Source organism: Streptomyces sp. NPDC058086 (genome assembly GCF_042885015.1).
GTDB lineage: Bacteria > Actinomycetota > Actinomycetes > Streptomycetales > Streptomycetaceae > Streptomyces.
The window spans coordinates 1-12,842 of sequence record NZ_JBHVST010000180.1 but is presented as its reverse complement, the minus strand read 5'-3'; the positions used below and the strand labels follow the sequence as shown (position 1 = coordinate 12,842).

Annotated in this window: 7 protein-coding genes and 1 pseudogene; 2 read left to right on the top strand and 6 right to left on the bottom strand. The window is 66.3% G+C overall.

The genetic code is table 11. The features are described 5' to 3' along the window. Positions 1–2,907: trypsin-like peptidase domain-containing protein (locus ACFVWD_RS55070; RefSeq protein WP_389606457.1), on the bottom strand; the 2,907-nt coding region annotated here is incomplete at its 3' end. 4 nt (positions 2,908–2,911) lie between these two features. Next, positions 2,912–3,460, bottom strand: a complete 549-nt coding sequence (locus ACFVWD_RS55065; protein WP_389606455.1) for a CU044_2847 family protein — start codon at positions 3,458–3,460, stop codon at positions 2,912–2,914. Between the two features lie 560 nt (positions 3,461–4,020). Between ACFVWD_RS55065 and ACFVWD_RS55060 the strand changes: the two genes are divergently transcribed. Beyond that, complete coding sequence (locus tag ACFVWD_RS55060; RefSeq protein ID WP_389606454.1) at positions 4,021–5,592, top strand: protease pro-enzyme activation domain-containing protein; 1,572 nt, start codon at positions 4,021–4,023, stop codon at positions 5,590–5,592. A gap of 336 nt (positions 5,593–5,928) precedes the next feature. On the opposite strand, the pseudogene ACFVWD_RS55055 reads toward ACFVWD_RS55060, so the two are convergent. Continuing rightward, a pseudogene (locus tag ACFVWD_RS55055) lies at positions 5,929–6,093 on the bottom strand (transposase); the annotation flags it as partial. Between the two features lie 739 nt (positions 6,094–6,832). Here ACFVWD_RS55055 and ACFVWD_RS55050 point away from each other — a divergent pair. Beyond that, a complete protein-coding gene (locus ACFVWD_RS55050; RefSeq protein ID WP_389606452.1) occupies positions 6,833–6,964 on the top strand; it encodes a hypothetical protein in 132 nt (43 codons plus the stop codon). 814 nt (positions 6,965–7,778) lie between these two features. Here the strand turns inward: ACFVWD_RS55050 and ACFVWD_RS55045 are convergent. The 3 genes from ACFVWD_RS55045 to ACFVWD_RS55035 form a co-directional block, all read right to left on the bottom strand. Beyond that, positions 7,779–9,806, bottom strand: coding sequence for a serine hydrolase (locus ACFVWD_RS55045; RefSeq protein WP_389606450.1), 2,028 nt, complete (start codon positions 9,804–9,806; stop codon positions 7,779–7,781). A 477-nt stretch (positions 9,807–10,283) separates the two neighbouring features. Continuing rightward, on the bottom strand, positions 10,284–11,336 hold the full coding sequence (locus ACFVWD_RS55040) for a M12 family metallopeptidase (RefSeq protein WP_389606449.1): 1,053 nt from the start codon (positions 11,334–11,336) through the stop codon (positions 10,284–10,286). Positions 11,337–11,676: 340 nt separating this feature from the next. Next, entirely contained in the window at positions 11,677–11,826 is a 150-nt protein-coding gene (locus ACFVWD_RS55035; protein ID WP_389606448.1) for a hypothetical protein, read from the bottom strand. Positions 11,827–12,842 lie beyond the last annotated feature (1,016 nt).

Genomic DNA, 12,842 nt, shown 5'->3' with positions numbered 1-12,842 from the left:
GGTCTTTCCTGTTGCCGCATCCCGGAGCCGTACGGTGTTGTCGTCGCTGCCGGTGGCGAGGGTGTGTCCGTCGGGGCTGAAGGCCACGGAATTCACCGTGTCGGTGTGGCCTGTCAGGGTGGCGCGGCTCTTTCCGGTGGCCGCATTCCACAGTCGTACGGTGTTGTCTTTGCTGCCGGTGGCGAGGGTGTGCCCGTCCGGGCTGAACGCCATCGAGTCGACCGCGTTGGTGTGGCCTGTCAGGGTGGTGCGGCTCTTTCCGGTGGCCACGTCCCGCAGTCGTACGGTGTTGTCTTTGCTGCCGGTGGCGAGGGTGTGCCCGTCCGGGCTGAACGCCACCGAATTCACCGTGCCGGTCTGGGTCAGGGTGGTGCGGCTCTTTCCGGTGGCCACGTTCCACAGTCGTACAGTGTCGTCGTTGCTGCCGGTGGCGAGGGTGTGTCCGTCATGGCTGAAGGCCACGGAATTCACCGTGTCGGTGTGGCCTGTCAGGGTGGCGCGCGTCTTTCCTGTTGCCACATCCCACAGCCGTACGGTATCGCCGCTGCCGGTGGCGAGGGTGTGGCCGTCCGGGCTGAACGCGACCTGGTCCACCGAATGGGTGTGGCCGGTCAAGCGCCGCCGTAACGGGAGGGCTGCGGCGTTTTCCAGGCTTTCGATGGACTCGGGAGTGTGGCTGGTGCGGTAGGCCTGGATGGCCAGGAGCGAGGCGAGGTCGGGGTTTGCGCTGATGAGCGTGCTGGACTCGGTGGCGAGCTGACGGGACAGGGCTGCCTGTCGTTCGGTGACGGCTGTCCGCCACTGCCAAAGGGCTCCTCCCGCGGCGGCGAGTGTGAAGACCAGTAAGGCGGCCAGGACCGCGTTGAGGTGTCTGCTGCGCCGGATGACGGCCTGTTGGCGTTGCTTGCTGGCGGTGAGGAAGGAGGCGATGTCGCCTGGCAGACGGCGTTGTTGTGACCATTCGAGGCCTTCTGCCAGTGCTGTTCCCCCGAGCAGGTCTCCAGGGTCGGTCCCTTCATCCCAGCGGGCGCGCTGTTCACGGGTGCGTACGAACCATTCGTGGAAACGGTGATCTTGGCTGACCCACTCGCGCAGTGTGCCCCAGTCCTGGATGAGTGCGTCATGGATCAGTTCTGCTACCGGCTGTGCGGGAGGGGCGTCGGGACGTCCGTGGGCGCGGGGTGTGTGGGTGGTGATGATGCGATGACGAGTGAGGGCGGCGAGGACATCGTCGACGGCTTTGCCGCTGTCAGGCGCGCTGTTGGGGTCGGCTGCCAGGTCGCGCAGTTCTCGCAGGGAGACCTGCTGACGGATGGCGGGAATGTGGTGGCGCGGGTCGGCGGGTCGCACCAGAGAGGTCAGGATGCGCTGTGCGAGGGGTCGTTGATCGGGGGGTAGCTGGTTGAGGGCGGTGTCGCACCACGTGGTCAGGCTGCCGGTTACTCCGCCGATGCGCTGGTAGGCGTCGTGGGTGAGGTATCCGTCGTGGCGCCTTCGCCACAGCTGGCTGAGTGTCAGCTCCAGCAGAGGCAGCGTGGTGACCGGTGCCCGGCGGGTTGTGGACCCCTCGGGAGTAGTGGCCAGGACGTCGGTGATGATGTGCTCGGGCAGCCCGCGCTCGAAGCGGGCGCCCACGTTCAGGGCGGGCAGCGTGATGATGTCGTGCAGGTCCTGCTGGCTCAGGGTGCCCGGCATATTGAGGAGTCCCGGCATCGCGGCTTCCAGCAGCTTGGGAGCCAGGGCGGCCTGCTGGGGGTAGAAGTCGTCGCGCATGATCAGGATCACGTCGAGCTCGGCGTGCGAGGTCACCGCGGTGGTGATCTGGTTTGTGGCGGCCAGGCGGCGCTCCAGCTCCCGGCCGGCGGAGGGCTGGGCGAGGAGCTCTTCGAACTGGTCGATGATCAGTACGATGCGCTGACGGGCGGGCTCGGCCGCGAGTCTGCGGGTGACGGCCGCCGCGATGCCGTCGCTGTCGGCCCCGGGCAGTCCGGCGCGCTCCAGCTCGGCCAACAGGTCCTGCCTCGGCCGGGTGAGCACCGGCAACCACCTGTCGCTGCCTGGTAGCTCGCCTGCCGCCAACGCAGGCACGACACCGGCTTGGATCAAAGATGATTTGCCGGAGCCGGAGGGCCCGAGCAGCAGCGTTACCCGTTGCTGCTGGGCCAGGTTCGCCAGCACCTGCCGCACCGCGTCTTTCCGTCCCTCGAACCACTGGGCCTGTTCTGCGGTGAACGGCTCCAATCCCCGGTAGGGACAGACATCCTGCTCGGTCAGTTCGGGCCAGATCTCCCGCAGGACCTGCGTAGGTGTGACATAGGCGATTCCCTGCCCTCTTTCGTGATCGTCGGGGGCGGTGATCTCGGTGAGCATGCCAATGACCAGGCCGGTTACCTCGTCCACGACCGGCCCGCCGCTGAACCCGGTGGTCAGGTCGTTTGCGGCGGTCAACTGCAGATGAGTACCCCTGCTCTCGGTGGGCGGCAGTAGATCGCCGGCTACACCGAAGCCGTAGTGCCCGCCTGCCGGGGCCTGGGCGGGGAACCCGAACGAGCGCACCTCGTGGCCCCGGCAGCCTGCCGCGGAGCCCAACGGCAACGCCGTCATATCAGCTGAGGTACCGCTCAGACGCACGATGGCCACGTCTTCGTCCTCAGGGGCACGCCACGGCTCGGCCAGGACAAATCCCTCGACCGGGCGGGCACCGTCCACGTGCGGGAAAACCAGCCGCACCATCTCGCCGGGCCCGGCTCCGGCAGCGCGTACAACGTGCGCACAGGTGGCCAGGACGCCCTCGGCGACCAGAAAACCGGCCCCGGCCACCTGATCGTTCCATCCAAGGATCTGGGCTACGGCAGCGAGCAATCCCGACGCGCGGTCGCCGTCCGGGCCCTTGCCGGTGATGTCCACCTGATCAGCCCGAGTGCTCGTCTGCGCCGGAATGGCCAGGACTGGGCTTCTTCCACGCCACTGTCACCTTCAAGTGACAGTGTGCACTGTTCTTGGTGATCACGGCCCCGGCCTCCACCGCAAGGTCGACACCGAACTCGACCCTGATCTCGTCAGGGTTGGCCCTGCGCAACTGGTCGAGTGTGGCGCGCGCCGCCTCAGTGACTGACCCCAGAGCCTCTTGCAGACTCCCCGGCAGAGCATGAACGGCATCGCTGACGCGACCTGCCTTTACCGGCCCCTCCACTGCGGCCGGAGCCTCGACCAGAATGGAGCCCCCGCCTTCCAACGGAATCCGGGCCAGACATGTCATGGCTCCTCCTTCACTCATCGTGCTCACCGATGGCGCGCACGAGCAGGTGCCGCTCGCGTCGATGCCGACTCCGCTGTCGCAATTGGTTCCGGCTCGGTCAACGGCCAGGACGCCGCCGAGGTCGATGCCACCAATGCCATCGAGACGTTCGTGGGCGGCAGCGAGGCTCCGCGCAGATGTGGTTCCGGTCGGCGACAGCACCACGGCAGGAGAGCCGTGGCCGCGCAGGCTCCGGCACGACCTGTCGTGGTGATCATCATCGAATCCGGTGCACGCCGCAGCCCGGAGTGGGCCGTACGAAGGAGACCGTTTGGTCTGCGCCCCACAAGCGACGCAATACAGCTTTGCCGACCGCTCTGCCGGTGACGGTATTCATCGTGGCGAACAGGTCAACGATGCCGTGGCGGACGTAGGCGAAACTGTGGCGCTCGGGGATGCCGGGCGCGATCCTTGCGGGACGGCGGAGGTAGCGTCGCGGATCAGGCCCGCTTTGCGGTAGTCCGGCAGGGCCCCTTTTCCGGACGGTCATGTCCACGCGGAGCGTGGCAGATCGTCCTCTGCGGTGGCCGGCGCCCGGCCGACAGTTCGTTCAGGTAACTCCACGTCGAGTTACGGAAGGCGGCATTGTCGGCCAGCCCCTGGCCGGTGGTGCGGGTCTGAGGCCGGGGGCGGTACGCCCGGCCAGTCGGTGCTGAGTACAGGGCTGGAGGCGACGCCGTTCGAAGTGCGGACTCACAGTAATTGGATCGATACTTTGTGTCATGAGTGAACGATTTGTCGCTATTCCTGGCAGTGAACGTACGGCCGCGCCCAGGACGCGCCGCGTAGGGCCCGTCGATGGCTCGACGCCCATCGAGGCCACGGTCATGCTGCGCCGCCGAGCGGAGGTTCCGCGCGAGCTGATCGTGGGGACCGAAACGATCTCGCAAGCCGAGCTTGCCCAGCAGTACGGTGCCAACCCGGCCGACGCAGACCTGGTGCGCGATGTGCTGGGCCGCCACGGTCTCAGGGTGACCGACGTCGACCTGGCATCCCGGCGCCTCAAGGTGACCGGCACTGCGGACGTGATGGCCGCGGCGTTCGGGACCCAGTTGTCCGAGGTGTCCAGCCCGGATCCGACTGGTGGTGCGCCCATCCAGCACCGCCACCGTGAGGGCTCGCTGCATGTGCCCGACGAGCTGGCCGGCGTGGTCGTGGCGGTGTTGGGATTGGACAACCGGCCGCAGGCCCGTCCCCATCTGCGGCGCGCACGGGCCAGGGGCCGCCAGACCTCCTACAAACCGCATCAGCTCGCCAAGGTGTACCGCTTCCCTCCCGGCACCGACGGCAGCGGCCAGACGCTAGCGATCATTGAACTGGGTGGTGGCGCCGACCCGGCCGAACTGGAGACGTACTTCGCATCCCTCGGCATGCCGACGCCTCGGGTGACCATGGTGAACGTCGGAACTGGCCGCAATGTGCCAGGTGCCGACCCGGACGGCGCCGACGGGGAGGTATTGCTGGACATTCAGGTCGCGGGCGCGACGGCACCAGGCGCCCACCAGCAGGTGTACTTCGCGCACAACGACGACCAGGGTTTTGTCGACGCGGTGAGTGCCGCTGTCCACGCCACCCCGACACCGGCCGCGCTGAGCATCAGCTGGGGCGCGCCGGAGATCTTCTGGACCGACCAGGCCCGCGCCGTGTTCGACGAGGCGCTCGCTGATGCCGCGGCGCTCGGTGTGACGGTGTGCGTCGCGGCCGGCGACGACGGCAGTGAGGACAAGGTCGGCGACGGCCTGCCGCACACCGACTTCCCGGCGTCCAGCCCGCATGCACTGGCCTGCGGAGGCACCCGCCTGGACGCCGACCCTGACACCGGGGCCGTGCGCAGCGAAAGGGTGTGGGGCGGCGACGGCGACGGCGCCACCGGCGGCGGGGTCAGCGAGGCATTCCCCCTTCCTGCCTGGCAGACCACTGCCGGTGTCCCGCATGACGGAGGTGCTCCGGGCCGCGGTGTACCGGATGTATCAGGCGTCGCCGATCCGGCCACCGGTTACGAAGTGCTGGTGGACGGGCAACGTCTGGTCATCGGCGGTACCAGCGCCGTCGCCCCCCTCTGGGCGGCCCTGACCTGCCGCCTGGTTGAGGCGCTTGGCCGGCCACTCGGTATGCTCCAGCCCCTGCTGTACGCCAACGCCACGCCCGGACACACCGCACGCGGATTTCGTGACATCACCGTGGGCACTAACGGTGAATTCCGTGCTGCCCCCGGGTGGGATGCCTGTACGGGTCTGGGCGTCCCCGACGGCACGGAACTACTCGCTTCCCTGCGGGAGACGGTGACTGGCTGAGGTTCCCGGAACCGGGCCCGCCGGGTGCCTGAGAGGTGCCGGGCGGGCTTTCGGCTTGCCGCGACGTGGTGGGCTTGATCCAAGGCAGCACATCGCTAGCAGGAAGTACCTCGTCGACCAGCTCGAACGGCACGACCTGAGTCAACTCGCCCAGATGACCAGGAGCAAGGCGCGCCCGGCCACCGTCAAGTCGAGAAAGGGGGGCACCAGACCAGGCAGCGGGACGCAGCCGATCCGCGCCGGCCGGGCCGACGCGGCGCTGCACCGTCTGGACGCTGATCAGGGTCCCCCCCCGATCTCTGTCGGCGGGATCCGGGCCGCCGGACAGCCGACAAAGGGCAGATCACGCCACTGCACTCCGGTCCGCACCCGGTGCAGAATCCCGTCGATCACCTGCCGGTGATCCCGCCACTGGCCACAACGCCCATTGCTGACCGGCAGGAACGGCCGCAGCCGTTCCCACTCGGCATCACTGAGATCACCCCTGCCCCATGTCCACATCAACGAACCTGGACGGGAGCAGCCGCATGATCGCATAGAGACGACCTGGTCATGCCGTCGCGAAATCCCAGGAGAACTACCCTGGATCCCTGATGATTGGCACGTGAAGGGACGCGTGCTGAGGTGACTGGGGCCGACCTGGTCTGCCCTCGTCATTACGGGGCTCTCGTGGTACTTCTACCGCCACGGTGTGAGGACCGCCGCAGATCTGGGGACTGTTCTCGGCCTCCTCGCCAGGTTACTGGGCCTGCCAGTGCTGCTGTATTCCACACTTCGTCCACGCATGGCCGCCCCGGGTTCAACGCCGTTGGCGGACTTGGCCGACAGGCTTGCGGAGGCAGGGGCGAGACAATGGGAGCAGGAAGCCCAGGTGCGTAGTGTGAACGATCCTCGCCCTCTGTCGATCTCTTGGACCTCTGCAGGCGCGGGGCTGGTCGAGCCATGGCCGAGCCTGCGTGACCTGGCCGAGGGCTGGCCCGGGGATCCTCCTGGCAACCCAGCCCACTGGGCTGTGGGTCCTGAGGGGCTCACCGGCCGGGGCGCGGAGATCGAACAAGTGTTTCGCCGGCGCATCCCCACCTGTCGTCTGCCTGTCCTCGGGGACCCGGGTGCGGGCAAGACTGTGCTCCTGATCCTTCTCTTGCTCGCGTTGATCGAACATCGCCAGCCTGGCGATCCCGTCCCGGTCCTGTTTTCCTTGGCTTCCTGGGACCCGGGCCGGCAGGACCTTTATGCCTGGATGGCCGACCAACTCATACGGGACCACCGCGCGCTGCGCGCGCCCGCTCCCCACGACCTGGAACAATCCAGCAGTGACACCTTGGCCCACGCCCTGCTGGAGAGCCGGGTTTCACCGGGGCGCGGGTTGTAGATGGTGCGGGCCAGGAAGAGCCCAAGTGGAGTACTTAGCGCCTGGGCGGAGGAGGGGGCGCCGGTCCCCAGCATTGCGATGACCCGTAGCTCGTCCAGGCCGTCGAGCACTGGCAGGAGGTTCCAGCGTGCCGCGGCCGCGGTGCCCGGTCTGCTGGCATCGCCCTGCAAGTAGGCGGTGGCCTGCGCAGCATCGAGTGGTAGAAGGCGAATGCCAGCAGCCGCGTTCAGAGTCACGCCGTACCCGTCTGAGCGACTGAGCGCCTCGCGGTACTCGGCGGTGCCCCCACTGATGTTGCTCACCCCGACGAACTCCTCGACTCAACGCGCTTTCCCACCCACGGTTGATGGCACTCAGGGCCTGGGGGCGCAGAGCCTCGGGATTGGAATCCGGTAACACCTCTCTCCAAGCGGAAGGTGACTTGCGCCCCTTTCACCTTCACCCCTCCGAGCAGGTCGTTCAGGCTGTGATGACACAAACCTACTGATCATCGACCTCCGTTGGCACAGGAGATTCGCTAACGGTGCTTCGAACCGCCGGGGACGGACCGCTGCGCATGCTCTCCGTGTCAGCCGACGCCATCCCCAAGGCGGGGCTGTGATCTGCATGTTGGTCTTGCCGACCTGTCCGGTACGGGTCATCGGCTCGGGCGCCCGGGTGAGCAGACGAACGACTTGCGAGAGCAGATCAAGTCCTGCGGTGCCGCGTTCCGCTGCTGCCACTGAGACTGGGCCGGGCCTGGCACCCATGTCATGACGCCGCCCCGGCCCACGCCCGGCTGCGCGACTGCTTACGGGACCTTGCTGGCGAGCCACTAGAGATCTTGTTTCCCGGGCCAGGCATCCACCTGGTCATGTATGTCCCACATCAGTTTGTAGAGACCCGCGTCGGCGTTCTTGTCCGCGTTTGCTTTATCGCCAGTGTCCCACTTTCGGGTGTTCACGACGGCGGCCCAGCAGATGCCGTGTTTGGTGCGCGCCACCACAGAGCTGGTTCCCGGCAACAGTCCGATGTGCCACCAGGTCTCGGTGGCGGAATCCGTGGCCCAGCCTTTGGCGTAGCCATTGGCGCCCTTGGCCGTGGACGGTGTGGTCATGGTGGTGATCGACGCGGAGTTCAGGATGTCGGGCTTCTCGGGGAAGCCGTCCACCCGTGTAACGAAGCGCATCAGGTCGACCGGGGTGGCCAACCAGCCTCCCTCTGCATCCTTCCGGGTCAACTGCATGCCGTACGGGTCCTCCCCGGCCTGGTCGTAGTACGTGACCTCTCCAGCGCGCCTGTCCGCACGGGTGTTCCCGGCCAGGAACATGCTGGTGATCCCGCAGGGGGCCAGGACGTCCTGTCTGATGTGCGCCTCGTATGACCGGCCGGTGACCCTCTCGATGATCCGCCCCAGTACGACGTATCCGAAGTTGGAGTACTTCCATTCGACGCCCGGGGTCCCTCCGGCGTTGTTCAAAGGGCGGTTGTCGAGCACCCAGGAAATGAGCTGCGCTTGATCCAGTCCAGGTTGTTGGGTCACCGGATCGGGAGAGGCGTTGCTCCAGCCGGGGCCGGCTGTATGCTCCAGTAGGTTCTGGACGGTGATGCTTTCGACGCCGGGACCGTAGGGCTGCGTGCCGTATGTCGTTCTCAGGATTCCGCGGGTTCCGAAGACTGTGTCCGTCATTCGGATTCTTCCCTGTTCGATCAGCCTCAGGATGGCGGTGGAGGTGATCCCCTTGGTGAGGCTGGCGATCCGGAAGAGGCTGGAGGTCGTCACCCTTTCACCGGTTTCCTTGTCCGCGAGGCCGAATCCCCCGGCGTAGAGCAGCAGGCCCTGCTGTGCGAACGCCAGGGACAGTCCGGGGACGTCGAATTTCTTCATGTACGCCTCTGTCAGGTGCGGGACCATGCTGTCGGCCTCGCACCTTCGCCAGATGGGGCTGAACCCCGGCGTCGCCTTCCTGCCGCCGCCGTAGTCAGCTGTGAATCCGCCCACGAAGATCGGCCGGTACGATCTCCCCTGGTGCTCGACCTCGTGCTGGTACATCCCGGAACTGATGCCGTGCCGCGCATAAAAGGGGCACTTCACGGATTTCTCCAGAGCCGCCGTATAATATGCCGTCTGCCCTGAGCCGCCGGGTAGGAATGCGCTGACACGGGCCGGTCGGTAGCCCTGCGCTATGACCTTCTCGAAATCCCGCTGATAGTACTCGCGTACCCGCGGCGGAATCCATCCCCAGTGCTGTTCTCCGGCCAGCTCCCAGACCATGGCGAACTGTGTGCCGAGGAATCCCGGCCCGGGATACGCGCTGATGTCCACGAGCCGGTATCCTGCCGTGTCGCGGTCATCGAACACGGCCTGCAGTTCGGACTGCTTGACCTCGTGCCGTGCCCACCACTTGGGGGCGGAGTGTGTTTCCGACCACCACTTGGGTGCCGACCCCGTTGGAGATTCCCAGATCGTCGCGAAAAACACGTCGCCAGCGATGTTGTAACCGTTGAGCCGGACAAGCTGGAACGAGCCACTGTTTGTGGCGAAATAGTCACTGTACCGGTCGAAGCGCACAGCGTGGTTCGACAACTGCTCAGGCCCTGCCCGCTTCTCCCAGATCGCGGCGTATCGGGCCTCGGCACCGACCTGGTAGCCGCAGAGGTCCAGAAGCCGGTAGCCCTCCTTCTTGAGCCGACCGGCTTCCTCTTCGTATTGCCCCGCGGTCAGGTTGTGTCGGGCGGTCCACGGTTGGATGACGGGCGACTGCAGAGTCGCACTGGCGCCCCCTGGCAGATCGGCTGAGGGCGGGGCGAAGGCGCGGCCCTGCGGGAGGCCGGCGGAGAAGGCGGCGAGTGCCGCGGTCAAGCCAAGCGATCCGTTGATGAAATCGCGACGACTCGGTGTCGGGTGATTCTGGTGTGCCGCGACCTCCGGTATTTCTGATGACCCAGTCACGATATTCCCTCCGGCCCGGCTACCGTCTTCGGCCGGTGTGACCGAAGGGCGCTGCATTGCTGCTGCGAGGAGCAATGTCGGCAACGGCGAAAACATGGCCTTGGTGCATGACGCACATTGCCCGCGCTCAAGGCGACGCTGCCGTTCTGTGCGCCCGTTCTTCGGATTTCTTCCCGTCGAGTGCGGCGTGGCGGCCCGCCGGCGGGGGAACGGTGGTGCACGACTTCCGGCTGTGATCGCGCCTCCATCCGGCGACGGGGCGGGAGGCTACGTGCCGGTGGCGTTCGTGTTCACCGGGAAGACCGACGCGCAGCGCGAGAGAAGTGTGCGGCGCCTGGAGCAGGCCGCCCGCTCGCCAGCACCGAGTTCCCCGCGACCGGCCGACGGTCACCAGTACATGACCGACGCGTTCCCAGAACCCCACGTGGAGTACATCCGGACACGGAGGACATACCGGCGTTGCTTGAAGAGTTTGATCTCGAAGCGGCCGTTGCGGTCCTCGCCGCTGTCGTCCTCGCCGGTGACGTAGCGAAGGTTCTCACCGTCGGCTTCCTCGAAGAGAACCATCTTCACGTCGGCGTCCCCAAAGGTGCTGAACTGGTACTTCTGGCTCTTCTCCGGGATTACCTCATAATCGGCCTGCTTTCCTGAGCCGAGGCTGAGGATGGCCGATTGGAACGGCTTCAACTCGTCCATGTGAGGAGCAAGCGGCGGATACCATATATTCACGTACTCTTTGTCCTGATCAGACAGTTTGAGCGGGGAAGGAATGCCGTTCCGATATGCTTCCGGTCGCTTGATCAGACCGGGCCCGAATCCGTATTCCATGATCGACTTCACGTCCCACTGCGAACCGCTCACCTGGTCCGTGGAAAGTTTGCGGATGATGTTTTGGTAGGTCGTCTCCGGTGGCCAGAAATTGGGCGATCCAGCCATGTACGCGTAGACCTTCTCCTCGTCCCACTCGATTCCGGCGAACGGATTCTGGTGCTCATGGCAGAAGCCGATCGCGTGCCCTATCTCGTGCCTGACCGTGGCCTTGCCGTAGGGCGACGTCGGGTCCCATCCGAAGTTCATCGTGGCCTCTTCGGCGCTGATGCCGAGACAGTCCGTGCCGACGTACGACCAGGATCCGTCGTCGGCAAAGGCGATCCGGATCTCCGAGTCCGCAGGGTTGTCCTCGGGACGGAACTGCAATCCGATGCCAAGGCGCTCCCACTCCTCGAAACCGTTGTGGACCTCGGTCAACCACTCCTTTGACACACCGTCGTCGGCGCCGTCGAGGAAGCTGTAGCGCAGTTGAGTTCCGTTCACCCACTTCGCATGATTGGCCAGTATCGCCCTGGTCCGCGGAAGGCTGAGGTCCGAGGGCAGCACGGGTATTCTCTGCGGAGGCTGAGCGCAGTACCGCTGAGCGTCCTTTTCCTGCTGAGCAACCATGGTGATGCTCCTGACTTAGTGCTTGTGGCGGCGGGGGGCTCACACATCCACGTTCACGCCACCGGGATAGGCGTACTGGTCGTGCTGACGCATCGTCACCGTCATCCGGGCACCGGTCGAGCCGAAACCCAGGCAGGAGTCGAACGGGTAGAGATAGGTGTAGGCGGGCCCGTAGCGGCCTTCCCACTTGTACCCGTCGTCGGACTAGAACTGCTGATTGTTGGGTGCGATGAGGACCCGCTCGTAGGGCTTGATGCGCCACCTAGGCTTCTATGTGCTCGCGCCACCGATCTGCGAGAGTGGTCCGCGGTACGTCTTCCACCGACACGACGGGAGGCGGCTACGCCGCCGCGGCATCGGCGTCACCGGCCGCCGGGCCCTCGTCTTCCTGGACCGTCGAGTCGAGCCCGCTCCCGACGCCCTCCTCCGGTGCCTCCTGGAGCAGTTCGACAGCTGGATCGAAGCTCTGGAGCGGTGCTGGGACACCCATCGGTTGATTGTTGGACATAGCGAAACGCCCCATCGTTTTCTGCTGATGCTGGCATTCCCGGAACATGCCCGGGCCGAGAGTGATTGACCGTTGAAAGGTCATTCCTGACCTGGCGTATGTTTCTGGATCGTTCGACGGGTGATTACAGTCGCGAATCCTGGTCGAACCAATTCCCCTGATTCGATGCTGCTCCAGATTTCGCTGTCGTGCATCCCGGGGAACCGCGTTCACCACGGTGTTTTCGGGCTCCGGCGGTTTGATGGTGGGCCCGCACGATCGTGGAGTCGACCGACACCAGCCAGTCGACGTCTCCGGCCGCATCCGCCTCTGCCTGCGCTGCTTTGCCCGCCACCGGCGAGGAGAAGGCGCTGAACGCGGCGTCGAGCCGCCGGACCCGGGCCACAAGGCGGGCGCCAAGGTCAACAACCGGAAGGACCGGTGGAGATGAAACTCCACACCGCGGTCTGCGCCAACAAGGTCACCCTCGCTGTTGCTCAGCGGGCGATCGTCAACGACTGGACGACTGCGCTCAGCACGCTCGGCCTCGGCTGAGGCGCGGCGAAGGGCGGTCGAGCAGGCATTCGCCCCGGCGGGGGGCGACTTCAGCGGGAGGCAGCGCACCGGGGGCGCCGGGTGTGACACCGTGGTCACAGTCCTGGGCCGTCGTCTGTCCGACGCACAGGTCATCCGCCGCGGTTTGCGGGAAGTATCCGGAGCAGGGCGACCAGTGAGTCTGAACTCTCACTGGTGCGGGCCAGCACCGCCCCAGTGTTAGCTGGCTGACCTGGCCCTGCACCCTCTCGCGCAGCCGCTTCCAGCTCGGCGGCCATTGTGGCTAGTTCGCGAGCCCTGTCTTCCAGCAACGACCGGTCACCGTTCCCGACCGCCTGGGCGCAGACTGCAACGCAGGTGAGGAGCGCGGCGTACGAGGCGAGTTGCTGCTCCGCGGCTGTCGGGGGGGGGGGGGCGCCGGGGGGGGCGGGGCGGCCCACACGGCGGCCGGGGGGGAGGAGGGG